At 71.2% G+C, this 22,750-nt stretch carries 19 protein-coding genes; 9 read left to right on the top strand and 10 right to left on the bottom strand.

Going from position 1 to position 22,750, the window contains the following annotated elements:
• Positions 1–166: 166 nt before the first annotated feature.
• Positions 167–1,477: a hypothetical protein gene (locus G4D85_RS20615; protein WP_164014541.1), complete on the bottom strand. Its 1,311-nt coding sequence runs from the start codon at positions 1,475–1,477 to the stop codon at positions 167–169.
• A gap of 221 nt (positions 1,478–1,698) precedes the next feature.
• Here G4D85_RS20615 and G4D85_RS20610 point away from each other — a divergent pair, with 221 nt between their 5' ends.
• The gene (locus G4D85_RS20610; RefSeq protein ID WP_164014539.1) at positions 1,699–4,557 is read left to right on the top strand and encodes a tRNA wybutosine-synthesizing protein 4 beta-propeller domain-containing protein; all 2,859 of its coding nucleotides are present in this window, start codon (positions 1,699–1,701) and stop codon (positions 4,555–4,557) included.
• 53 nt (positions 4,558–4,610) lie between these two features.
• Here the strand turns inward: G4D85_RS20610 and G4D85_RS20605 are convergent, their stop codons facing one another.
• The gene (locus G4D85_RS20605; protein WP_205525632.1) at positions 4,611–5,009 is read right to left on the bottom strand and encodes a hypothetical protein; all 399 of its coding nucleotides are present in this window, start codon (positions 5,007–5,009) and stop codon (positions 4,611–4,613) included.
• A 216-nt stretch (positions 5,010–5,225) separates the two neighbouring features.
• Between G4D85_RS20605 and G4D85_RS20600 the strand changes: the two genes are divergently transcribed.
• Genes G4D85_RS20600 through G4D85_RS20590 form a run of 3 tightly spaced genes read left to right on the top strand, consistent with a single transcriptional unit; the run spans position 5,226 to position 8,885 of the window.
• Complete coding sequence (locus tag G4D85_RS20600) at positions 5,226–6,608, top strand: adenylosuccinate synthetase (protein WP_164014538.1); 1,383 nt, start codon at positions 5,226–5,228, stop codon at positions 6,606–6,608.
• A 57-nt stretch (positions 6,609–6,665) separates the two neighbouring features.
• Positions 6,666–7,571: a VWA domain-containing protein gene (locus G4D85_RS20595; protein WP_164014536.1), complete on the top strand. Its 906-nt coding sequence runs from the start codon at positions 6,666–6,668 to the stop codon at positions 7,569–7,571.
• 57 nt (positions 7,572–7,628) lie between these two features.
• Entirely contained in the window at positions 7,629–8,885 is a 1,257-nt protein-coding gene (locus G4D85_RS20590; RefSeq protein WP_164014534.1) for a DEAD/DEAH box helicase, read from the top strand.
• A gap of 128 nt (positions 8,886–9,013) precedes the next feature.
• Here the strand turns inward: G4D85_RS20590 and G4D85_RS20585 are convergent, their stop codons facing one another.
• The 4 genes from G4D85_RS20585 to G4D85_RS20570 form a co-directional block, all read right to left on the bottom strand.
• Entirely contained in the window at positions 9,014–9,892 is an 879-nt protein-coding gene (locus G4D85_RS20585; RefSeq protein ID WP_164014532.1) for an alpha-ketoglutarate-dependent dioxygenase AlkB, read from the bottom strand.
• Positions 9,893–9,899: 7 nt separating this feature from the next.
• Positions 9,900–11,549: a LysM peptidoglycan-binding domain-containing protein gene (locus G4D85_RS20580; RefSeq protein ID WP_240359400.1), complete on the bottom strand. Its 1,650-nt coding sequence runs from the start codon at positions 11,547–11,549 to the stop codon at positions 9,900–9,902.
• 294 nt (positions 11,550–11,843) lie between these two features.
• Positions 11,844–12,569 carry a purine-nucleoside phosphorylase gene (gene deoD / locus G4D85_RS20575; RefSeq protein ID WP_164014528.1) on the bottom strand — a complete coding sequence of 242 codons (726 nt, stop codon included), beginning with the start codon at positions 12,567–12,569 and terminating at the stop codon, positions 11,844–11,846.
• 16 nt (positions 12,570–12,585) lie between these two features.
• A complete protein-coding gene (locus tag G4D85_RS20570) occupies positions 12,586–13,005 on the bottom strand; it encodes a TonB family protein (protein WP_164014526.1) in 420 nt (139 codons plus the stop codon).
• A 121-nt stretch (positions 13,006–13,126) separates the two neighbouring features.
• Between G4D85_RS20570 and G4D85_RS20565 the strand changes: the two genes are divergently transcribed.
• On the top strand, positions 13,127–14,503 hold the full coding sequence (locus tag G4D85_RS20565; RefSeq protein WP_164014523.1) for a cytochrome P450: 1,377 nt from the start codon (positions 13,127–13,129) through the stop codon (positions 14,501–14,503).
• 22 nt (positions 14,504–14,525) lie between these two features.
• On the opposite strand, the gene G4D85_RS20560 is transcribed toward G4D85_RS20565, so the two are convergent.
• Positions 14,526–15,599 (bottom strand): alkene reductase, encoded by a 1,074-nt coding sequence (locus G4D85_RS20560; RefSeq protein ID WP_164014521.1) that lies wholly within the window; start codon positions 15,597–15,599, stop codon positions 14,526–14,528.
• A 92-nt stretch (positions 15,600–15,691) separates the two neighbouring features.
• Positions 15,692–15,988, bottom strand: coding sequence for an ArsR/SmtB family transcription factor (locus tag G4D85_RS20555; protein WP_164014519.1), 297 nt, complete (start codon positions 15,986–15,988; stop codon positions 15,692–15,694).
• A 216-nt stretch (positions 15,989–16,204) separates the two neighbouring features.
• Here G4D85_RS20555 and G4D85_RS20550 point away from each other — a divergent pair, with 216 nt between their 5' ends.
• Complete coding sequence (locus G4D85_RS20550) at positions 16,205–16,876, top strand: abortive infection system antitoxin AbiGi family protein (protein ID WP_240359399.1); 672 nt, start codon at positions 16,205–16,207, stop codon at positions 16,874–16,876.
• 6 nt (positions 16,877–16,882) lie between these two features.
• On the opposite strand, the gene G4D85_RS20545 is transcribed toward G4D85_RS20550, so the two are convergent.
• A complete protein-coding gene (locus G4D85_RS20545; protein ID WP_164014517.1) occupies positions 16,883–18,175 on the bottom strand; it encodes a discoidin domain-containing protein in 1,293 nt (430 codons plus the stop codon).
• 2 nt (positions 18,176–18,177) lie between these two features.
• Positions 18,178–20,934 (bottom strand): TonB-dependent receptor domain-containing protein, encoded by a 2,757-nt coding sequence (locus G4D85_RS20540; RefSeq protein WP_164014515.1) that lies wholly within the window; start codon positions 20,932–20,934, stop codon positions 18,178–18,180.
• Positions 20,935–21,143: 209 nt separating this feature from the next.
• Between G4D85_RS20540 and G4D85_RS20535 the strand changes: the two genes are divergently transcribed.
• The 3 genes from G4D85_RS20535 to G4D85_RS20525 all read left to right on the top strand — a co-directional run.
• Entirely contained in the window at positions 21,144–21,599 is a 456-nt protein-coding gene (locus tag G4D85_RS20535; RefSeq protein WP_164014513.1) for a hypothetical protein, read from the top strand.
• A complete protein-coding gene (locus G4D85_RS20530) occupies positions 21,568–22,035 on the top strand; it encodes a heavy metal-responsive transcriptional regulator (RefSeq protein ID WP_164014511.1) in 468 nt (155 codons plus the stop codon). Before G4D85_RS20535 ends, G4D85_RS20530 begins: the two co-directional genes overlap by 32 nt.
• A 528-nt stretch (positions 22,036–22,563) precedes the next feature.
• Positions 22,564–22,750, top strand: a 187-nt coding sequence (locus G4D85_RS20525; RefSeq protein ID WP_164014509.1) for a helix-turn-helix domain-containing protein, incomplete at its 3' end; no start/stop codon positions are given.

Below are 22,750 nucleotides of genomic sequence, written 5' to 3'. Positions count from 1 at the left end.
TGAACGCAGAGCACGATGCCCACGGCTTTCTCCAGCGGTCGGAGGCGTCCGCCGGGAACGCCACCCTCGTCCAGGAGCGGCTGACCCAGAAGGGCGAGCCGTAGCGGTCGCCGGCCTCGAACACGGAAAGGGGGCCGCCTCTCCGTGTTCGACCCACCCCTCGGCCCTAGACGACGACCACGCCCTCCTCCGGCGGCGAGTAGACAACGTTGCCCTTCGCCGGGTCCTCCTGCACCAGGGTGTAGTTGAGGGACTGGTCCTCCTTCAGGTCGAGGTCATGGAGGAAGCGGCGCCAGTCCTCGGGCGGCATCGTCTGGCAGCCGGCGCTGCGCGGGTTGTCCTCGCGGCCCATGTGCCAGAGGCTCTCCTCGCCGTCCTTGCCGCGCACGTTCTCGTCGAAGTCTCCGTCGTGGTCGATGTCGTACTCGGCCTGCCAGTCCGCGCCCTCGGGCGCGCCGAGAATCTGGCGGGTGCCCTCGTTGTCGAACGGCCCGCGCTTGAAGAAGCCCGCGAGCTCGCGGCCGTAGTCATTGCGCAGGTGGTACGTGTACGAGCCCGCCGGCAGGCGTCCGAGGTCCTTCCGGTCGTCTCCGCCAATCGCCTCGCCGTAGTCCTCGCCCAGCATCTGCTCACCCGGCTCGGTGCAGGCGTTGTACGTGGTGCAGTGCTTCCCGCCCTTCTCGTCGACCCAGAGCAGCACGGCCTTGTCGTCGTAGGCGCCCTTGCCGTCATTGGCCTTCGTGTTCGTGTCGTGACGGATGGCGAGCATGTTGCGCTTGCCCGGCGCCGAGTCGAACGTGCCGCCGTTCTTCTCAATCATCGCCTTGTAGTGGTCGTACTGCTCGGCCTCTTCCTTGATGCGCCGCTCCTGGACGGCCTGCGGGTCCTCGGGCGCCAGCACCTTGGGGTCGTCGGCGACCATCATCCCCTGCAGCTCGGGTGACACCTTCGCGGCGTCGAGCGCAGCCTGTCGCTCGGGGCTGCCGGCCCGGGTCGCGAAGATGTTCGTCGCGTCCTCGCCGGACACCGTGCCCGCCTCCGCGTACTGGGGATTCTCCTGGAGGTACTCGGCGGTGCTCGCGTACGTCTTGCCGCTCGCGGGGTCGACCACCTGCTCGCCCTGGCGCACCACCACGTGGCCCGAGCCGCCCTCCGCTCCCGCGCGCTGGTCCTTGAGCATCACCAACTCGGCGTTCTTCTGCTCGCTGGCGGGGAGCTTGCCGACGTAGTCGACCGCCTGGTCTAGGCAGTTGCGCTTCGCGTCCCGGGCGTCCTCGGTCAGCAGGGACGACGCCTGCTGCCCCCCTTGCAGGTCGACCAGTGGCTTCGCGCGGGCGGGAGCAAACGTGTCGCGAAGCGGCTGAGGGGCGGGAGACGGCTGTGCCTGCGCCGGGAGCGGCTGCTTCCGCTCAGTCACTGCGGGCTGCACGGCGGGCTTGAACGGCTGAGAGAGGCGATTGAGAAGGGGGAAGTTCATCGCGGGCTCCTGGGGGCGTGCCTACAAATGGAGGAGCCAGGGAGTTCGCGGCCGTCCCAGGAAAATGAAACCACCCTCAGCGTGGTGGAGGTTCTTCTGTGGGTATCGGGACAGGACTGGAAGCGGGCTGCTCGCGGGAGGGGGGATTGGCGGGTTGAAGGGCCTCGGCTACATAGGGGGCCCTACCTGCACAGTGGGCCCCATCCGGAGGTTGCCGTCCCATGTTCCGCTGGTGGCCGCTGGCTGTCTGTCTTGCCCTTGTTGCATGCGCCGGGGGCGAGCCCTCCGTGGATGAGCCTCCCGCCTCCGACTCGGGGACGACGCCGGCTCCCCTGCCGGATGCGGGCCGCGACGCGGGCACCGACGGAGGCACCTCGGACGCGGGCGCTGACGGAGGCACCTCGGACGCTGGCTCGGACGCGGGCACGGACAGGGACGAGGACGGGGGCAGCGATGGCGGCTTCGACGCGGGCTCCGGCCAGGACGCGGGGAGCGATGGCGGTCGCGACGCGGGGTGCGGCCCCTGCGAGTCTCCGCCGCCTCCGATCTGCTGGGACGCAAAGACAATCTCGACCTGGTATGGCCCCGGCGTCTGCGGCACCGACGGCGGCTGCCTGTACCACCTCTTCTCTGAGACGTGTCCGTACGGCTGCGCCAACGGCGCCTGCCAGCCCTGCCCTCGCCAGTGCGACGGCCGGCAGTGCGGTGACGATGGCTGTGGCGGCTCGTGTGGAGAGTGCGCCGAGCCCCAGACCTGCGGCGGTGGTGGCCTGCCGGGCACCTGCGGCCCCGTGGAGGGCTGCGGCACCTGGAGCGCGGGAGCCTCGCTTCAGGTCGGACGCGCGCACCCGGCGTCGGCGGTGCTCTCGGATGGGCGCATCTTCCTCGCGGGCGGGCTGACGGGCAGCGGTGCCACGCGCACCGCCGAGGCCTTCGACCCGGGCACGGACGCCTGGACGCGCCAGGGCTCCATCCCCGACGGCGGAGCGACGCCCGGGGGCGCGAGCCACAGCTTCTACTCCTACCCGGGCGCCGCGCAGCTCGGCACGGGGCGGGTGCTCGTCACCGGCTACGCGGACAACGTCTACGCGCTCTTCAACCCCGACGCGGGCACCTGGACGCCGGGCAGCAGCAGCCTCACCACGCGCCTGCAGCCGCTCGTCCTCCCGCTGGCCAGCGGCCAGGCCCTGGTGGCCAGCGGCATCACCGAGGGCGGCAACTACGTCGTCAGGAGCTACACCTACGACGACACCCTCGCGCAGTGGAACTCCAGCACCTCGCAGGAGGAGCGCTACCGGCCCGCGGCCGTGCAGCTCGCGAACGGGCGGGTGCTGGTCGCCTCGGGCATCGCCGATGACGTCTATGGCCAGGCCGCACGCAGCGCCGAGCTGTACGACCCGGTCGCCAACACCTGGAGCTACACCGGAGCGCCGCGCCGGTCCCACGCGGGAGCGGCCCTCGCGAGGCTGCAGGACGGCCGCGTCCTCCTCATCGGCGGCACCACCGTGCGGGGCTTCTTCGAGGGCTCGTCAGTGCGCACCACCAGCGTGGAGCTCTATGACCCCGACACGGGCCGCTGGCGCGACACGGGCTTCCTCAACCTCGCGCGCAGCGGGCACACGGCGACGGTGCTCGCCGATGGCCGCGTGCTGGTGGCGGGTGGCGTGGGTGCGAACGGCAAAATCATCCCCTGGGTGGAGCTGTATGACGTGGAGCAGGAGACGTGGACGCTCACCGCGCCGCTGTCCACCGCGCGCAGCTCGCACGTGACGACGCAGCTCGCTGACGGGCGCGTCCTCGTGGCGGGCGGCGTGAGCCCTGGCGGCGCCGTCCTCGCCTCCACCGAGGTGGTGCAGCCCGCCGGCTTCTGCCCGGCCAGCGGCTGCGTGCCCGAGTCCGACGACGCCCTCTGTACGAGGGAGAGCGCGGGCTGCGGCACCCTCAGCGTCATCGATGCCTGCGGCAAACCGCGGCAGGTGGCGTGCGGCCAGTGCGGCCTGCCCTCCACCTGCGGCGGGGCGGGCGTCCCCTACCGCTGCGGCGTATCGGGTAGCGGGGGCTGGAGGGTGGAGACGCTCGGCACCGCGGTGGGCGGCGTGCGGCTGGGAATCGTCATCGAGGCGAGCGGCGAGCCGGCGGTGGCCTATGCCTGGTACGACGTGCATGGCGGCTCGGACTACGACGTCTTCCTCGCGCGGCGGCACTCCCAGGGCTGGAGCGCGGCGCCCATCCTGAGCGGCATCCTGGCCGGCGACGTGGCCCTCGCGCGCACACGCACGGGCCAGCTGCGCGCCGCCGCCAGGAAGCGGGTGTACTCGTCCTTCTCCAGTGACGACGTGCCCATCCTCCTCTCCTGGGACGAGGGACGCTGGCGGGACGAGGTGGCCGCGCCGAACTACCCCGCCGTGAGCGCGCACGAAGTGGCGATGGGCCTCGGCCCCGCCGACGAACCCCTCGTGTGCAGCATCGACGTGCAGGACTACTTCCACACCGCCGAGCTCCTCTGCTACGGGCGCGACAGCGCCGGGGAGTGGAAGCGGGAGCGCGTGGACGTGCCGGGCTCCTACGGTGGCCCGCCCTCGGTGGCGGTGGACGGCGAGGGACGGCCGCACCTCGCCTACTACGACACGAACAAGAAGGTCCTCGTGCACGCCATGAAGGGCGCCTCGGGCTGGACGCTGGAGACGGTGGACGCGAGCGCGGACGTGGGGCGCGACGCTTCGCTGGCTCTCGACGCGCAGGGCCGCCCGCACATCGCCTACCGGGACGAGACGAACAAGGACCTCAAGTACGCGCACTGGACGGGCAGCGCCTGGAACCTCCAGCAGGTGGACACCCCCGACGACGTGGGGGGCACGCCCGCGCTGGCACTCGACGCACAGGGCCGCCCGCACATCAGCTACGAGGACGTCACGCGCGACAACCTGAAGTACGCGCGCTGGAACGGCACCGCCTGGGAGGTCACCACCGTGGATGCCAGTGGAGCTGGGGGCTCTGACTCCGCGCTGGCGGTGGACGCTTCCGGTCGGGCCCACATCGTCTACTTCGGCCAGGGCCTTCGCTACGCTCGCGGGCCGTAGGGTCTCTTTCGGGCGGGCCCCTCATTCGCCCCGCGCGGGCCAGCCCTTCGCGCTCAGCCCCAGCTCGCCTCCTGGCTGACGGGCTCCTCGACCATGCGGGGCGGGATGCCGGGGATGGGCATGCACGGCCAGTCCCACTTCTCCCCGTCCCAGCACTGCTCCGCCCAACCCAGGCGGGCCGCGGCTTCACGCGCCTTGGCGCCTCGGGCGATGAGCGCCCAGCCGATACGAGACTGCTTGCACTCCCCGCTCTTGAACTTCAGCAGCCGCTGCTCTCCGCGGGCCTCCTCGAGGTCCGCCTCCCATAGTGCCTGGTTGCGGACCCCGTCTCCCTGGTAGCTCACGCTGTTCCGGTCACACCAGGCGAAGACATCTCTCGCCCGGACCAGCGGTGTGCCCTTCGAGATTTCCGCGACAGCAGCCACGAGCAGGGAGGAGTTGAGGACACGCATCAAGGTAACCTCAGGGGCGCGCCGAGTATCTCCAGGAAAAGCGGAGAGATACTCGACGCACTGCGTTCTCCAGGAATGGAGTGCACGGCGCGAGGGCAACGGCGATGTTCAAGCTACAGAGTTGAGGGTGTCGAGTGGCCATGGGTTCTCCATGGCTTTGTCATGGTTCTGCCATGGAGCCGGCTTGCGGCGGCCTGTGCTGAAGGTACCCACCCGATGAGCACCTCCCGTGTGGCGCACCTCGTCATCGACCTCGGCTTCGGTGACGCGGGCAAGGGCACACTCACCGACTGGCTCGTGCGCCGTCACGGCGCGGGGCTCGTGGTGCGCTTCAACGGCGGGGCGCAGGCGGGCCACAACGTCGTCACCGACGACGGACGGCACCACACCTTCTCCCAGTTCGGAGCTGGCACCTTCGTCCCGGGCGTACGCACGCACCTCGCGCGCCCCACGCTCCTCCACCCGCTGGCCATGCTGGTGGAGGCCCGCTACCTCGCGGAGCGCGGCGCACCGGACGCACTGGCGCGAACCACCGTGAGTGAAGGCGCTCGGGTCATCACTCCCTTCCACCAGGCGGCGGGGAGGCTGCGCGAGCTGGCACGCGGAGAGGGCCGTCATGGCACCTGCGGCGTGGGAGTGGGCGAGACGGTGAGGGACGCGCTCGAGCACCCGGACGACACACTCCGCGCGGGTGACCTGGGCCACCCTGCCCTGCTCGCGCGCAAGGCCCGCACCGCGCAGGAGCGGCTGCGCTCCGAGTTGTCGGAGGTGCTGCGTGCCGCGAGGAAGCATCCCCAGGCCGCACCCGAATTGACGCTGCTGGACGACCCGGACGTCGCCTCACGCTGGGCGGACGCCGTGCAGGCCCTGCGTCCCCGCGAGCGCGTGGTGGGCGACGACTGGCTGGCCGCGCGCCTCCGCGAGGGCACCACCGTCTTCGAGGGCGCCCAGGGCGTGCTGCTGGACGAGTGGCGCGGCTTCCACCCGCACACCACCTGGAGCACCTGCACCTTCGACCTCGCCCTGGACCTGCTGCGCGAGGCGGGCTTCGACGGCACCGTCCACCGACTAGGCGTGCTGCGCGCGTACGCCACGCGCCATGGCGAGGGCCCCTTCCCCACCGAGGAGCCCGCGCTCGCGCCCGCCCTGCCCGAGCCGCACAACGGCGCCGCGGGCTGGCAGGGGGGATTCCGCGTGGGCGGCTTCGATGCGGTGCTCGCCCGCTACGCCCTGGCTGCCTGCGGAGGCGTGGACGCACTGGCCCTGACGCACCTGGACCGGCTCGCGGCCCGCTGGCCCGTATGCACGGCCTACCGCGCGCCTCCGCGGGACGACGAAGACGCGGTGCTCGTCCGGGACGCGGTGGAGACCGCGCGCGTGACGGCGCTGCGCCTGGGCCACCACCGGGACCTCGCGCACCAGGAGCGCCTCACCCGAGCCCTGGCCGCGTGCGCTCCCCTCCGCGAGGAGCTGGACCTGGGAGAGCCGCCAGCCGACCGCGCGGACCGCTTCGTGGCCTGGGTCGAGTCCGCACTGCGGGTCCCGGTGACGGTGACGTCCCACGGCCCGGCGGCGAAGGACAAGCGGGAGCGGGGCTGACGGCAAGTGCGACCCCGGGCTAGCCTCGCGCCCAACACACGAGGGGGTTTCCGCCACATGGGGTACGGCAGCTACAGCTACGAAGCGCACGAGGCGATGACGAAGGCCCGCAAGGACCTCCCGCAGCAGGAGGTCTTCCAGCAGCGCGCCTGTCACCCGAAGATGGACCCACGCGGCGTGAAGTTCCGTGAGAGCCGAGACAGCGCGGTGCACCCCAACTCGCTGGCCGTCGTCATGGCGCTCGACGTGACGGGCTCCATGGGCAACATCCCCGAAATCCTCGCGCGGCAGACGCTGCCTTCCTTCATGAAGGACCTGATGGAGGCGGGCATCCCCGACCCGCAGGTGCTGTTCATGGCGGTGGGCGACGCCTACATGGACCGCGCGCCGCTCCAGGCGGGCCAGTTCGAGTCCTCCGAGCAGCAGATGGACCAGTGGCTCACGTGGATGTTCCTGGAGCGCGGCGGCGGCGCCAACCCGGCGGAGACGTACGAGCTGGGCATGTACTTCGCCGCCGAGCACACCTCGATGGACTGCTACGAGAAGCGCGGGAAGAAGGGCTACTTCTTCATGACGGGCGACGAGCCCGCCTTCCCCTTCGTGGCGAAGGACCACATCGAAGGGCTCATCGGGACGAAGCAGCCGCGCGACGTACCCATGGAGGAGGTCGTCAGCCGGCTGGACAAGACCTTCCATCCGTTCTTCCTCATCCCCGACGAGCGTCGCCGGGGCCGCTGCGAGGCCTTCTGGCGCGGATACCTGGGTGACCGGGTCATCTGCATGGACGACCCGGCGGACACCTGCGACGTGGCCGCGGCGCTGGTGGCCCTCACCGAGCGCGCCGTCCCCAGCGTCGACGCCGTCGCCGAGCGGCTTCGCGCCTCGGGCACTCCGAAGGAGCGCGTGAAGGGCATCGTCCGGGCCCTGGAGCCGTGGGCGAAGGTCCTCCGGCGCGCGGAGTAGGACAGAGACTCGCGAGGCCCTTTCCCACGGGGCCTCGCGCCGTGGTAGCCCGGGGGCGTGAGCGACTCCTTCGACAACCTTGGCCTCTCGCGGGAGACCCTCGGCGCCCTGCGCCGGGCGCGCTTCACCCGTCCCACGCCCATCCAGGAGGAGGCCATTCCCCTGGCCCTCGAAGGGCGGGACATCATCGGCTGCGCCGCCACCGGCACCGGCAAGACGGCCGCGTACGTGGTGCCCCTGGTGGAGCGCTTCGCCCGGAGGAAGGGCACGCTGGGACTGGTGCTCGCCCCCACGCGCGAGCTGGTGCAGCAGATTGCCGAGCCGCTGCGCTTCTTCGCGGAGCCCCTCGGCCTCACGCACACGGTGGTCGTCGGCGGCGAGGACATGGGGGCGCAGGTCGAGGCACTGAAGGCGAAGCCCACCTTCGTGGTCGCCACGCCGGGGCGACTGGTGGACCTGCTGGAGAACGGGTTCGTCTCCTTCAACCACCTGGAAGGCCTCGTCCTCGACGAGGCGGACCGGATGCTGGACATGGGCTTCCTGCCGCAGCTCGAGCGCATCTTCGCCGCGCTCCCCCACCGCCGGCAGACGCTCCTGTTCTCCGCGACGCTGGGCCCGGACGTGAGCCGCTTCGCCCGCCAGCGCCTCTACGAGCCTGTGCGGGTGGAAGTGACTCGCAGTGGCACTCCCGCCGAGCGCGCGGAGCAGCGGCTCTACTTCGTGAGGGCGGAGGAGAAGACGCCGCTGCTGATTACGCTGCTGGCGCGGGACGACAAGACGACGCTCGTGTTCGCCCGGGCGAAGGAGCGCGTGGAGAAGGTGCACAAGGCGGTCCAGAAGGCGGGGCACCGCTGCGCCCTGCTGCACGCGGACCGCACGCAGAACCAGCGACGACAGGCGATGGAGGGCTTCCGCGATGGCACGTATCGCTGCCTCGTGGCCACCGACATCGCCGCGCGCGGGCTCGACGTGGAGGACGTGGGGCACGTCATCAACTACGACCTGCCGCACGCGCCCGAGGACTACGTCCACCGCATCGGCCGCACCGCGCGCGCGGCGGCCAGCGGAGTGGCGTCCACCTTCGCGATGACGCGAGAGGGGCAGGTCATCTCGCGGATTGAAGCCATCATGCACGCGGAGATTCCCCGCGTGCCGGTGCCGCGCGAGGACCCCATCTTCAAGGAAGCGTGGGAGCAGTTCCTCGCCGCGCAGAAGGACCCGGGCCCGCCGCAGAAGGACCAGGGCCAGGCGCAACGCTCACCGGAGCAGGGCCCCGGGCGTCACGCACGAACGCACAAGAAGAAGGGCTCGTAGGCGAGGCACGGCGCTGGAGTGCACGTCCGAGGCGGGCACTCCCCTGGGGCCGCACCGCATGCGCCTCGTGCCCCCTACCCGGCGCGGAGGCAGCGCACTTTCGCGGGGCGCAGCCTCTTCGCCCGCCGTCAGGGCGTCGCCGGCCGCTCGCGCTCCAGCTCCGCGCGGAAGAATGGGCTGCCCCGGGCAAGCTCCGCCATGTAGCCCCGCACGTCCTCGCGGGCCTCGGGAGACAGCTGCGCGAAGGGAATCACGTGCTCGTCGGGCACGTAGCGGAACGTGAGGTTGATGCGGCGGGTCCGGAAGTCCGGCAGCTCCGGCGGCATGACATGGCCCGCGCGCGTGTCCACCCGCTGCACCCGGTGGAACGTCTGTTCCTTCCACCGCGCACCGCCGAAGAGCTGGAGCGAGCCGTCATCCAGCCACTGCTCCAGCACCACCTCGTCGCGCTCGCCGGGGCGGGAGGAGGTGACGAACTGGATGAGAGCGCGCTCGCCGAAGGACAGCGAGGCCACCGGCCCCGGCTCGAAGTCCTTGTGCTCGCCCACGCGCGCGGTGTCCACCCAGCGCCCGTCCTCCAGGCGGCTGCCGTAGAAGTTCACCAGGCAGGTGTTGAGGTGCCAGCCCTTGGGCATGTCCGGCCCGCGGAACATCCGGCGGGCCAGTTCTTCAATCTTCGTCACCTGCCGCTGGAGCACGGCCGGGAAGGGCTCGGCCTTCACACACCGGTTCAGCAAGCCCTTCGGCGGGCGGTAGTAGTCGAGGCACGCGAACTGCCAGTTACCCAGCCAGTACACCGGCCGCAGCAGCCGACGCTGCGACTGCCCCGGCGGAGGCGGGAAGTGCTTCGAGTAGCGCTCCTCCCACAGCGGGTGGAGCGTGCCGAGCCAGGCCACGGCCTCCGCCCGGTCCGCCGCGGACATGAAGCTCGCGTTGTAGTGGTGGCCCGGGGTGCGCTGGCGGACCTTGTGGGCCAGCGAGCGGCCCCGACTCGGGGGGAAGGCCATGGACCGCTCAGCGCGCGTGCGAGATGCCGACAGAGGCACCGCCCGCGGACTCCTTGACCATGTCCGGAGCGACGGCGGGCGCGACGGGCTCCTTCGCCACGGCGTGAACCACGGCGGGCGCGGCGGACTCCTTCGCGGCGGCGGGAGCGGCGGCGGGCGAGACAGCGCCCTCGGCGGGCACCTTCGCCACCGACTCGCTCGCCACGGCGGGCGCGACAGCAGCCTTCACCACGGTGGGCTCAGCAACGGGCGCACCGGGCGACTTCACCACGGTGGGCTCGGCAGCGGACACAACGGACGTGGTCGCAACAGAGGCAGCGGGCGCAACGGACGTATTCGCCACGGTAGCCGCGGGAGCAACGGCCGTGTTCGCCACGGTGGCAGCGGGAGCAACGGCCGTGTTCGCCACGACGGGCGCGGTGGCCGCGCCCTCGGCGGCAGCCTTCGCCACCGTCGGAGCGGCAGCCGGAACCGGCGCGGGCTTCGCGCAATCGGCCGAGGGAGCCTTGGCGGCGACCAGCGCGGGGGCCGGAGCCTCGGGCGGGAGCCGGCGCGGGGGCAGCAGGAACGGCGGAGGCACGGGGCAGTGTGTGCAGGGCCCGCGCAGCGGCACGGCCAGCCGCTGTCCGGCGCGCAGGAAGTTGTTCCGCATCCGGTTGGCCTTCTTGATCATCGACACCGTCGACCCGTACCGCAGCGCGATGCCGCCGAGCGTGTCGCCGTTGCGAATCCGGTGCGTCGTCACGTTGTGCTCGGGCTGGAGCGCCAGCAGCGGCTGCACGCGGCGGCCCAGCTCCTGGGCGCGCGGGTTGTGGAAGCGGATGTGGAAGTGGTCACGGTGCCGGCGCGCGTGCCGGATGACGCCGTTGGGGCCGTCGTTGAACAGCGAGTCCAGCCACGCCTTGTCCTCACCGACGGACACCGCGTAGTTGTAGATGACCTGCCGCACGCGGCGGTCCACCAGGACCATCTGCACGTCCGTCTTGGTGACGAGCGCGCGGAGGAAGGCCCAGTTCAGCGGCACGTTGATGTACTTCTCGCGCTCGCGCTCGCGGATGGGGTCCACCGTCGGGTAGTAGAAGCCGACGTCCACGTCCCGGCCGTTCTGGTGGCTCTTGTGGGGGCGCAGGTAGCCGCCGTCCTTGTTGCTGATGCCGTTGACGCGCAGCTGCGGCGCCTCGGGGAAGCGGGCCCGCACCTCGCGGATGGCCTCGGTCAGGTAGTTGACCGTCTCCTCGGTGGCCCAGGCCACTTCGGGGGAGACGACAATCCACTCCGGCCCCTGCGGGAAGCGCTTCGCGTTCACCAGCCGGCCGCTGTGCACGAAGCCCACCGCCATGGACCCGAGCGACGCAATCTCGTCCTTCCACTTCTTCGCCAGGTCCTCGTCGGAGATGTCCGCCGAGTACACCGGCCCCAGCGGCACGTTGCCCGAGGCCATCGCCTCCGTGGACTCGCCGCTATCGCCCGCGTCACCTTCAGCGACTTCGGCCTCGTCGTCCTCGCCCTCCGCGTCCTCGGCGGAGAGCGCGCAGTCTCCCTCGACGGGAGCCGTCACCGCGTCCGCGACGGGAGCACTCCCCGCAGCCGGGGCCGGTGTCAGGGCCGGAGTCGGCGGCGCCTCGGAGCGCGCCGCGTCCGAGACCTCGGGACGCACGGCGGCGAGGGCCGGCGCAGTGCCAGCAGTGGGGGATACGCGCGCGGCACAGCCGGCGCAAACGAGCAGGATCCAGATCGGGTAACGCACCGGGGCGAAGGATGACCCGGAATCCGTCCGACCTCCAAGTACCGGCCCCGGAATTTTGGACGACTCCCTGCCCCCGGGGGCCGCCCGGCCCTGCCCACCTCACACTTCCAGAGTGAAGCGCCCCCGCCGCGCTGCCTGCCCGGCTGCTGACCGGCGAGGCGCGGCGGAAGCGTTTGACGCGAGGCCCTCCGGAAGGACCACCGACTACGGCGTGGGCACCGGCTCGGCGACCGCGACGTCCAGCGCCAGCTCGATCATCTCGTCGAACGAGGTCTGCCGCTCCTGCGGGCTGAGCGCCTCGTGCGTCAGCAGGTGGTCGGACACGGTGAGCAGCGCGAGCGCGCGAGCGCCCAGCTCGGCGGCGATGCCGTAGAGCCCGGCGACCTCCATCTCCACGGCCAGGATGCCCATGCGCGCCAACGTGGCGTTGAGCTGCTCCTGCGGGTGGTAGAAGAGGTCCGAGGAGAAGACGGGGCCGGCGCGCACGGAACGGCCGCGCCGCTCGGCGGCCTCCACCGCGCGCCGCGCGAGGGTGAAGTCCGGCACCGCCGGGAAGTCATGATCCAACAGCCGCATCCGGTTCACCTTGGAGTCGGTGCCGGCGCCGGTGGCCACGATGACGTCCCGCAGCTTCACGTCCGTGCGCAGGGCGCCGCAGCTGCCCACGCGGATGAGGACGCGCGCACCGTACGTCTTGATGAGCTCGGTGGCGTAGATGGAGACGGAGGGAATGCCCATGCCGTGCCCCATCACCGAGATCTTCCGGCCCTTATAGGTGCCGGTGAAGCCATACATGTTGCGCACGGAGGTGACCCCACGGGCCTCCTCCAGGAAGCGCTCGGAGATGTGACGGGCGCGCAGGGGGTCGCCGGGCATCAGCACGACGTCGGCGAAGTCACCAGGTGCGGCGGAGATATGAGGAGTTGCCATGGGCGCGCACCATACCCTACGGCCCGGCCACCCAGGCCACGTGGAAGTGGGCATCCAGCGTGGGCAACGTGTAGCTGGCGGGGAGCGGCGGGAAGGGCGAGGCCTTCTTCACGGCCGCCAGCGCGGCGGCGTCCCACGCCTTGGAGCCCGACTCCATGGACACCACGGCGGACACCAGCTTCCCGTCCCGTCCAATCACCGCCTGTACCACCGTCTTCCTACCTGGAATCGGTGTGCCCTTCGCCCCCGGCTGCCGCCACTTCCCCGCGACGCGGGAGTAGACCTTCTGCTGGTAGTCCGCGCTCTTCAGCTCGTTCTGGAAGAAGGCCTCCAGCCGGGGGCTGCCGGCGGCGGCCAGGGCCATGGGGGCCACGGCCAGCGCGAGCAGCGTCACGAGGGCCAGGCGTCGGGTGCGCGAAGAGGTATCCAGGGGCATTGCCTCCATCAGTTGAAGTCGCGCGAGGCTACCGCCTCCCAGGGGAGCGAGCACGGGCCACTACCGTCCGCCCCGCTCCAGGTCGACAATGGGACACCCCGTCGCCAGGGAGTGCGCCGCCATGTCCTCCGTCACCGCCTCCCCGTCCATCTCCCCGCTCCTGCCGCCCGGCCCACGCGGTGAGCCGCTGCTGGGCAACCTGCGCGCGCTGCGCAAGGACCCGCTCGGCTTCTTCCCCGCGCAGGTGCGTGAGTACGGCGACGTGGTGCGCATCCGCGTCGGCCCGGCGTACGTGACGCTGCTCGCCCACCCGGACCACGTGCGGTACGTGCTCCAGGACAACGCGCGCAACTACAACAAGCAGACGCGGGGCTTCGCGGTGATTCGCGAACTGCTCGGCCAGGGGCTGCTCACCAGCGAGGGCGACTTCTGGTTGCGCCAGCGCCGGCTGGCCCAGCCCGCCTTCCACCGCCAGCGGCTGGCGGGCTTCGCGCGCACCATGGTGGACGCGACGGAGGACCTCGCCCGAGCGATGGAGCCCCGTGTCGCCAGCGGCCAGCCCTTCGACGTGGCCGAGGACCTCACCCACCTGACGCTGCGCATCGCCGGCCTCACCCTCTTCGGCACCGACGTGGGCGACGAGTCGCGCGCGGTGGGCGATGCCCTGGGCCGGGTGCAGACGTTCGCCAACTCGCGCCTCACCCAGCTCATCCCGCTCCCGCGCGCCCTGCCCCTCCCCTCGCACCGGCGCTTCGCGCGGGACGCGGGCACGCTGGACCGCGTGGTGCGCGGCATCATCGAGCGTCGGCGCCGCGAGGGCGGCGAGCACCACGACCTCCTGCAGATGCTGATGGAGGCGCGCGACGAGGACACCGGCGAGCGCATGAGCGACACGCAGCTGCGCGATGAGGTCATGACGCTGCTGCTGGCCGGGCACGAGACGACGGCCAGTGCCCTTGCGTGGACGGTGATGCTCCTGTCCCGCAACCCCGAGGCGAGGCGCAACCTGGAGGCGGAGCTGGCCCGCGAGCTGGCCGGCCGCACGCCCACCGTGGAGGACCTGCCGAAGCTCACGATCACCCGCCGCGTGGTGGACGAGTCGCTGCGCCTCTACCCGCCCGCCTGGATTTTCTCCCGCGCCGCAATCAGCGACGACGTCGTGGGCGGCTTCCGCGTCCCCAAAGGCTCCTACGTGCTCATCGTCCCGTGGGTGCTGCACCGCCACCCGAAGCTCTGGGAGGACCCGGAGACCTTCGACCCGGACCGCTTCCTTCCCGAGCGCGAGAAGGAGCGGCCCCGCTTCACCTTCTTCCCCTTCGGTGGCGGGCCGCGGCAGTGCATCGGCAACCAGTTCGCGTTGATGGAGCTGGTGCTGGTGCTGGCCACGCTGCTCCAGCGCGTCCGGTTCGATTTGGCCCCGGGCTACGCGCTGGCCCCGGCGCCCGCGATTACCCTCCGCCCCAGGCCCGGCGTCTTCGTGACGGCCACCCGGCCCTGAAGCCCGCGCCCGCCCCGCTGGCTCACGCGCCCAGCGCAGGGTAGTCCGTGTAGCCGCGCGCGTCGCCGCCGTAGAAGGTGGCCGGGTCCGGCGTGTTGAGCGGCGCCCCCTTCAGCAGCCGCGAGGGCAGGTCAGGGTTGGCCAGGAAAGGCGCGCCGAAGGACACCAGGTCCGCCAGCCGGTCCTGGATGACGGCGTTGGCGCTCTGGAGCGAGTGGCCGCCATTCACCATCAGCGGCCCGCGGAAGCCCTGGCGGAACAGCGGCAGCAGGCGGGGCGTCTCGGGGTCTGCCACCGGCGCCATCAGGTGCAGGTACGCCAGCCCCAGCTTGTCGAGCGCGCCCACCGCGTAGCCGAAGGTCCGCGCCGGGTCCGAGTCCGACATGCTGTTGAACGGATTCGTGGGCGACAGCCGCACGCCCACCTTGTCAGCGCCCAGCACCCCGGCGACGGCCTCCGTCACCTCCAGCAGCAAGCGCGCGCGGTTCTCCACGCTGCCGCCGTACGCGTCCGTGCGGTGGTTGCTGCCGTCCCGCAGGAACTGGTCGAGGAGGTAGCCGTTGGCGCCATGCACCTCCACGCCGTCGAAGCCGGCCTCCTTCGCCCGGCGCGCGCCCTCGGCGAACCCGCGGACGATGCCCGGAAGCTCGCTCAGCTCCAGCGCGCGCGGCGTGACAAAGGCCTTCGGGCCCTCCGAGGTGTAGAGCGTCCCCTGGGCGGCGATGGCCGACGGCGCCACCGGCAGCGCTCCGCCCGGCTGCATCACCGGATGTGAGATTCGCCCCACGTGCCACATCTGCAGATAGATGTGCCCGCCGCGCGCATGGACGGCGTCGGTGACGCGGCGCCAGCCCTCTACCTGCGCGTCGGTGTGGATGCCCGGCGTGTTCGGGTAGCCATAGCCCTGGAGCGAGAACTGGGTGGCCTCGGTGATGATGAGCGCCGCCGAGGCCCGCTGCGCGTAGTGCTCGGCCATCAGCGGCGTGGGCACCTGACCCTCCGCCGCGCGGTTCCGCGTCATCGGCGCCATGACGGCGCGGTGGGGAAGCTTCAGGGAGCCGAGGGTGACAGGGGTGAAGAGAGCCTGCTGCGACATGGTGCGCCTCCGCGACAAACCGTCGATGGCGCATCGAAGTAATGAGCACCCCTCAAACAATCAAATGAATGTTTGAATGACCCGGGGCCGGCTCAATCCACCAGGCCGCGAAAGGCCTTGGTGAGGAGCTCGCGGTTCAGGACGCAGTAGGCGTGCGGGCCGTCCTTCCGCTTGGAGATGATGCCGGCGGCCTCCAGGACCTTCCCGTGGTGGGACAGGAGCGCACCACTCACGCCCAGCGCCTGGGCCAGCTCGATGCCGCACATGTCCCCGCGCTCGGCCAGCATCTCGACCACGCGGATGCGGCACGGGTCCGAGAGCGCCTTGAAGACCTTGGCCCGGTGCTCGGCACACGCCAGGTCGGGGAGCTGGAAAGCAGGAGTCGCCACGAGGCAACCCTAACCAGCGGAGCACCGCCACCGCAACGCGACGTCCGTCCCGCACCGCGTCGTCCAGGGGGAGCAGGGCCCGGCCCGCCTGAAAGCACTCCGAGCGGGCGCCGGGCAACGCCCCGACTCCGGGTTGCAACACCCCCGCACGTCCGGGACATTACCGGCGGGGTAGGGACGATGCTCGGTTACCAGACAAATCCACAGTGGAGGGACATGTCTGACTTCGTGGTGCACTTCACGAAGCCGGGAGCGCCCTACCATGACTCCTACCAGAACATGATGAGCATCCTGGGCTCGCGGACGCTCATCCCCGGCGCGGAGGGCTTCGGCCTCACGCGCAAGGAGGCGACCGTCTCGGACCGCCACCGCTCGGTGTGCTTCAGCGAGATTCCGTTGGACCAGCTCGGCCGGCTCGTCCAGCGCCGCAGCCTGTACGGCATCGCCTTCAGCAAGAGCTACATCCTCTCCCAGGGCGGCGGCCCCGTCTGGTACGTCCAGTACGGCTCGCCCGCGCACCTCGCGCTGAAGCACCAGGTGCAGCAGGCGCTGTCGGCGAGGGAGCCCCAGCGCGAGCCCATCTGGTCCATGACGCCCTTCGTGGACATCCAGGGCGACACGCACAACGCGCCCTACAGCTACCGCTTCGACTGGGAGCGCGAGTGGCGCGTGCCGGGGCTGCTGCGCTTCACTGAATACGACGTCGCCGCCCTCTTCCTCCCCGAGGAATTGCACCCCACCGCCCGCGGCTTCTTCGAGTGGGCCGTGAAGGAGAAGGCGGGCCCCGGCTACTTCTGCCCCTGCCTGGACCCGCTGTGGAAGGCGGACCAGATTGCCGAGGCGCTGGCGAAGCACGCCGAGGACTCGGGGCGCCTCAAGACGGCATAGGCGCCGCTACTCGAACAGGGACACCTCGGCCAACGAGGAGATGTGTCTCCCCACCCCGTTGTTGTTGTTGGCGAACGACGTCCCGGTGAGCCGCACGTAGCGGACCGGCCCCACGTCCGCCAGGGGCGACTCCCCGAAGTGGGCATTGTCGTGCTGGTAGAGACGTCCGTCGAAGGGGCTGTCCCATTGGGTCTTCTCGGCGAGGTTCCTTCGGTCGCCGACGATGTCGCGCTCGGGCAGCCCCAGGGGGGACAAGGCCAGGAGCTCCCACTGCTCACCGTCCAGGCTCCCCTCGAGCCGGAAGTAGCCGCCGTTCGAGCCCTCCATCCCACGAACCACGGCATGCCGCAGCCGAGTGGGCTCGGGCAGCGTGAGGTTGAGCCACTGTTGCTGAGGCGTGGTGAAGCGGACCGGCACCTGCTCCAGGCGTCCGTCCGTCCACGGGCAGGGGCCCTCCGGCGCGGGCTCGCACGGCACGCCCCGGCTGACGGGCCGGAGGTTGCCGACGGGCAGCGGGAGCACCGGCGTGCGCCACTCCTGGCGGAACGTCAGGTAGGAGTGGGCGGCCCCCAGCGGGAAGAACCACCACTCCCCCACGGACAGCGCGCGAAGCTGCACCTCCGGGCTGGCGAAGTCCTCCAGCACATACGGGCTCGCAATCCAGGGAGAGGTGGCGCCCCACCCGCGAAACAGCGTCTGTCCGCCGCTGCTGACGCGCAGCACCGCCTCGGGCGCCGACGCCGGGGAGGGCACCACCTCCTGCTCCGGCGTGGAGGTGTTGGCCACTTCGCCGGTGATGGGGACCTCCGGTGCGGGAGGAGGCGGCGCGAAGGACACGACGTGGCCTCCGGCCCCCGGCTCCACCGACAGCCGGGCGTCCCAGGGCCGCAGCTTCGGCAATTCCACGTCGTCGTAGAACTCGAAGGACACGAAGGTGCCGCTGCCATCCTCATCCAGCCGGGAGACGCGGAAGCGGTAGGGGAAGGTGGCGTTGGGGTAGGACGGGTCCGGCACCTGCACGTCGCCGAAGCGAATCTCCAGGAAGTAGTCCCCGCTGGCCTCGGTGGTGGCCGTCCCGTGGGGGGTGAAGTCGGGCTCGGGGAAGGGCGCCGCCCCGCCGCCGGTCGAGCTCGGACGGTCCTTCGACAGCGTGCGCTCGTAGGACAGCGTCACGCCGGCCAGGGGCGCACCGTCGCGCTGCTCGGCGAGGCCATAGACGAAGATGGGGTCGTCCTGCAGCCGGTCACACCCGGTGGTGACGAGGGCACACAACGCCAGGGCCTGGAGTGGATGACGCATCTTCAGTAGCTCCCCTTCATACCGAGCAGTGGAACGATGACGGGCAGACCCATGGCCTCGCGCTTCAGCTTGCCGGCGCGCCGCGTGTACTCGTAGGCGAACACCTCCTGCTGCAGGGAGAGGTTGAGGACGTCCAGGTACGCGTCCAGCGTGAAGTCCTCGAAGGCCCAGGACTTCGACGCGCGGAAGTCCACGCGGAAGAACGGCGCGAGCCGCTCCACCCGGTCCGCGTCCTCGCGCACCCAGACGTTGTAGTTGTCCGAGGAGCGCGCCTCGCGCTGCGTCACCGAGGAGATTTCCCCGGACTCTGGCCGGCCGGTGTTGAAGTGCAGCACCGTGCCCAGCGTCCAGTTGTTGCCGAACTTGTAGCTGAGCGCGGCGTTGAAGACGTGCGCCTGCTCGAAGGCGAAGGCCAGCTCGCCCTCGGCCATCTCCAGGACGGAGGTGTCGTCCGCGTAGCGCGCGAAGCGCTTGTGCCGCTTGCTCTGGATGAAGCTGTAGGTGACCCAGCCGAACCAGTTGCGGCCCAGCGGGTGGCGCGCCATCAAATCGAGGCCGTACGCGTAGCCGCTTGCCACCGGGTCCTCCCGGAGCAGTCCCCGGCGCTGCCGGTTCTCCAGCACCTGCTTCACGTCGAACTCCACCGTGCGCGCCAGCGGGTTGTAGAAGGCGTCCGCGCTCAGCTCCAGCCCCTCGGCCGCCTTCCACTCGGCGCCCACGTCGAGCTGCGCGCCTTCCTGCAGGCCGTAGCGCAGGCCGGCCGCGTCCACCGCGGGCAGGTGGAGCAGGATGGTGGGCGGCTGGTGGAAGAGGCCCGCGCCTCCCTTGAGAACGAGCGACTCCGTGAGCTGGTGGCGCAGGCTGAGGCGCGGCTCCACGGCGACGTGGGAGATTCCGGGCACCAGGTGGTACGAGTCCACGCGCACGCCCGGCACCACCACCCACCGCTCCGAGGGCCGCCACGTCACGGAGGCAAACGCGCCGGAGAGCGTGGCCAGCGACGAGGGCTGCTTCAGCGGGTGCGCGTCGTCCGTGGGCCGCCAGCCCGGAGGCCGCGCCGAGCCGTCGATGACGGTGGCCACGCGCCGGTGCTCCACGTCGCCGCCGAGCCGCACCTCCACCGCGTCCGACAGTCGCCGCGTCCAGCCCGCGCGAGCGGAGAAGCTGAGCTGGTCCAGGCCGTACTCCCCCACTCTCACCGGCTCGAGTCCCTCGCCCGGGCGGACTTCCAGCGTGCGCTCACCCACCAGGCCCACCTGGTCCAGGCCCACGGTGAGCCCCAGCTCCCCCTCCCCGCCCGCCAGCGGGTGGGTGCCGCGCAGGTCCACGCGGTGGAAGCGGGAGACGAGCGTGCCGCCCAGGCCGCCCTCGTAGTTGCCGGAGCTCTCGCCCACGTCATCCGAGCTGCCCAGCGCGAACAGGCGCAGGCTGCCCTCGCCCACCTGCTGCTCCACGCGCAGCTGGTAGTCCCAGAACGAGGCATGGAGGGGGTTGTCCTCCTCGTCATTGAAGATGGCGTAGGCCAGGGGAATCAGCAGCCCCGTGTAGCTGTAGCGGCCGGCCACGGTGACGGAGGTGCCCGTCTTCTCGAAGGGGACCTCGATGAAGCCCCCGGCGTTGATGAGGTCCGTGTAGGCGGTGACGTGCAGCCGGTCCTCGCGAGGCCGTGACAGCCGGCCCTCCACCGCGCCGCCCAGCAGCCGCCCGTACTGCACCGGCGGGGCGCCCGGATAGAAGTCGATGGTGTCGATGAAGTCCGGGTGGATGACGGCCGGCCCGAGCAGCAGGTGGTACAGCATGGGGACGCGCACTCCGTCCAGGAAGTAGCCCGTCGCCGCGGGCTGGCCGCCACGCACCACCGGATAGCCCAGGCCGGAGGCGACGCTGGCCACGCCGGGCATCAGCATCACGACGCGGAAGGGGTCTCCCTGCGTGCCGGGCACCTCGCGAAGCTCCTGCTCGTGCAGGGTGATGCGCGTCACCTCGGTGCGGGGGCGGTCGTCGCGAACCACCGTCTCGTACGGGTTCACCGCGCCGGGGTGGAGCCGGTACACGACTTCGATGGACTGGCTCGCGACGAGCGTCTCGTCGAAGGTGGCGGGCCGGTGGCCCGGAGCGCGCACCTCGACCCGGTGGGCCCCGGCAGGCAGCTCCAGCTCGAAGCGGCCCCGTGCGTCCACGAGCGCGGACGGCTCCGCGCTCCCATCGACGAAGAGGGCGGCGTCGGCCAGCGGGCGGCGAGTGCCCCGGGCGCGCACCTCGCCCCGGAGCCAGGCCTGGGCGAGGGCCACCTGGGCGGGAGGCTCGAAGCGGTAGACGAAGGGCAGGCGCACCGACACCGGCTGGCCGCCCAGCGTCGCTGGAGAGAAGCGCAGGCCCGGGGCGGCCCTCACCGCGGCCTCGGTAAGAGGCTCGCGCCCGGCGGCCTCCAGCACCTTCACCTCGGTGACGGCGCCCTGCTCATCCACGAGCAGCTCCAGCCGCACCTCGGCGGCGGCACCCTCCAGCCCCTGGGGCCACGCGGCGGGGGAGTCCGCCACGAGCGTGGGCGGTTGCAGCGACACCCCGCCACCATCGGAGTCCAGGCCCAGGCGCGAGGCATCATCGGAGGAGATGACGGTGCCGGCGTCGGTGGCCTGGACGTCCACCTCCACCGCGCGGGGCTCACTGGTGGCGGAGGGCGGAGCCTGGGCCCCCGCGACGAGGGGGACCGCGGAAAGGAAGAGCAGGAACAGCGCGAATGGGGGAGAGGAGGTCATGACCTGATCCGGATACGAAGTGAAGCGTGCCATCTGGCTCGCCCGTCGCTCCGTTTCCCCGCGCCTGCACACGCGAGCGAAACTGTCTACCCGGCAAGGCGGGTGGCCTGGCGTTTCGCGAACAGGCCGGAGCACGCGCGCAACCATCTCAGGGCACCCGTCACGAGGGCCTTGACCCTGCACCTTGGTGCAGACCGTACAGTCCTCGCATGAACCGACACGAAAGCCTCCGCGTCACGTCGCGCATCGTGCGCGCCAGCGCCCTCTACGACTTGTTCGTCACCCTGCCCTTCGCCACGCCGTGGACGGCGGGCTGGCTCCTCGACCACCTCCACCAACTGCACCTCCAGCTCGGCCTTCCCGGAGCGACGCCGCCCGCATTCGACCCCCTCCACCTGTTCTTCGTGAGCCTGTTCGGCACCATCGTCACGTTATGGGCCGTCCTGCGCGTCTGGCGGCCCGAGCCGCTGTTCGGCGCGGTGGACACGGCGGGGCGCGCCGCCTTCTCGCTGTGGATGGCCCAGGCGCTGTGGATGGGGCAGACGTACCTGCTCGCCGGCATGCTCGTGCTGGAGCTGGCATGGTTCTTCGTGCAGGGCGGTGCCATCCTGTGGTGGAGGAACCAGAACTCCCATGAGCACGCGCGACTCGCGGAAGCGACCTGACCCCGCCGCCACCCTCCGCATCAGCGACCTGGCCCGAGCGGCTGGCGTCGGCATTCCGACCCTGCGCTTCTACGAGCGCAAGAAGCTGCTCCCCGCCCCCCAGCGGACGGAGGGCGGCTACCGCGCCTACGAGCCGCGCCACGTGACGCGCGTGCGCTTCATCCGCCGGGCCCAGGAGCTGGGCTTCTCGCTGAAAGAGGTAGGGGCGCTGCTGGCCGTCTCGGACCGGAAGGTGCCCTCCTCCACCGAGGTGGAGCACTTCGCGGCAGCCAAGCTCCAAGCCATCGACGAGCGGGTGAGGGACCTGCAGCGCATGAAGCGCGCCATCCTCAAGCTGCTGGCGGAGGGCGTCTGCGACACAGAGGCCGAGTGTCCCGTCCTGGCCTCCCTGGGCGGCACTCCGGAGCTCGCCCCATCCCGACGAGCGAGGGCCTGAGCACGTACGGACCACCGGGTCGCCAGCACGAGGGGTGGTGGGTCTCAACGTCGGCGCACGCCTCCACCCCGAGTCGCGAAGCCGGCACGCGAGGTGGAGGGTCTCAACGCCGGCTCACGCCTCCAGCCCGAGTCGCGAAGCCGGCACGCAAGGTGGAGGGTCTCAACGCCGACTCACTCATCCACGCCGAGTCGCGAAGCCGGCACGCGAGGTGCCGGGTCTCAACGCAGACTCACGCATCCACCCCGGGTCGCGAAGCCCGCATGCGAGGTGCCGAGTCTCAACGCAGACTCACGCATCCGCCCCGGGTCGCGAAGCCGGCATGCGAGGTGCCGGGCCTCAACGCAGACTCACGCCCCCCGGGGTCGAGAAGCCGTCACACGAGGTGGCGGCGCGCGACACCGAGGCCAGCCTCAGCCCTCCGACCTCGCAAGGAGCCAGATGTCAGCCCCACCCGGTAGAAAGGTTCTGGCGGAAGGAATGTTCATTCCGGGCAGCAGCCGCCCGGGGGCGGGGAGGGGCAAGGGGATGTGGGTTCTGGAGATGATGCATGCCGAGGCCATGTACGCGGCGGCGGCGCTGCTGGCACGGCGGGGCTACGACAACGTGCAGGCCTGCGAGCTGGCGCGGGCCATGCGCTTCTCGGTGGGCACGCTGTACCGGCACTACGGCAGCAAGCAGGGCCTGGCGCTGGCGGTGCGCGACTACGCCGAGA

This window comes from Pyxidicoccus trucidator (genome assembly GCF_010894435.1).
GTDB classification, from domain to species: domain Bacteria; phylum Myxococcota; class Myxococcia; order Myxococcales; family Myxococcaceae; genus Myxococcus; species Myxococcus trucidator.
Note: the sequence above shows the minus strand (reverse complement) of the source record. Positions and strands in the feature narration are given on the sequence as shown.

Excerpts from the sequence above, each read along its gene's own strand:
- G4D85_RS20565 (WP_164014523.1), top strand. The coding sequence starts at position 13,127 with ATGTCCTCCGTCACCGCCTCCCCGTCCATCTCCCCGCTCCTGCCGCCC.
- G4D85_RS20615 (WP_164014541.1), bottom strand. The coding sequence starts at position 1,477 with ATGAACTTCCCCCTTCTCAATCGCCTCTCTCAGCCGTTCAAGCCCGCC.
- G4D85_RS20545 (WP_164014517.1), bottom strand. The coding sequence starts at position 18,175 with ATGCGTCATCCACTCCAGGCCCTGGCGTTGTGTGCCCTCGTCACCACC.
- G4D85_RS20570 (WP_164014526.1), bottom strand. The coding sequence starts at position 13,005 with ATGCCCCTGGATACCTCTTCGCGCACCCGACGCCTGGCCCTCGTGACG.
- G4D85_RS20560 (WP_164014521.1), bottom strand. The coding sequence starts at position 15,599 with ATGTCGCAGCAGGCTCTCTTCACCCCTGTCACCCTCGGCTCCCTGAAG.
- G4D85_RS20610 (WP_164014539.1), top strand. The coding sequence starts at position 1,699 with ATGTTCCGCTGGTGGCCGCTGGCTGTCTGTCTTGCCCTTGTTGCATGC.
- G4D85_RS20595 (WP_164014536.1), top strand. The coding sequence starts at position 6,666 with ATGGGGTACGGCAGCTACAGCTACGAAGCGCACGAGGCGATGACGAAG.
- G4D85_RS20605 (WP_205525632.1), bottom strand. The coding sequence starts at position 5,009 with ATGCGTGTCCTCAACTCCTCCCTGCTCGTGGCTGCTGTCGCGGAAATC.
- G4D85_RS20530 (WP_164014511.1), top strand. The coding sequence starts at position 21,568 with ATGAGCACGCGCGACTCGCGGAAGCGACCTGACCCCGCCGCCACCCTC.
- G4D85_RS20600 (WP_164014538.1), top strand. The coding sequence starts at position 5,226 with ATGAGCACCTCCCGTGTGGCGCACCTCGTCATCGACCTCGGCTTCGGT.
- G4D85_RS20550 (WP_240359399.1), top strand. The coding sequence starts at position 16,205 with ATGTCTGACTTCGTGGTGCACTTCACGAAGCCGGGAGCGCCCTACCAT.
- G4D85_RS20535 (WP_164014513.1), top strand. The coding sequence starts at position 21,144 with ATGAACCGACACGAAAGCCTCCGCGTCACGTCGCGCATCGTGCGCGCC.
- G4D85_RS20540 (WP_164014515.1), bottom strand. The coding sequence starts at position 20,934 with ATGACCTCCTCTCCCCCATTCGCGCTGTTCCTGCTCTTCCTTTCCGCG.
- deoD (WP_164014528.1), bottom strand. The coding sequence starts at position 12,569 with ATGGCAACTCCTCATATCTCCGCCGCACCTGGTGACTTCGCCGACGTC.
- G4D85_RS20585 (WP_164014532.1), bottom strand. The coding sequence starts at position 9,892 with ATGGCCTTCCCCCCGAGTCGGGGCCGCTCGCTGGCCCACAAGGTCCGC.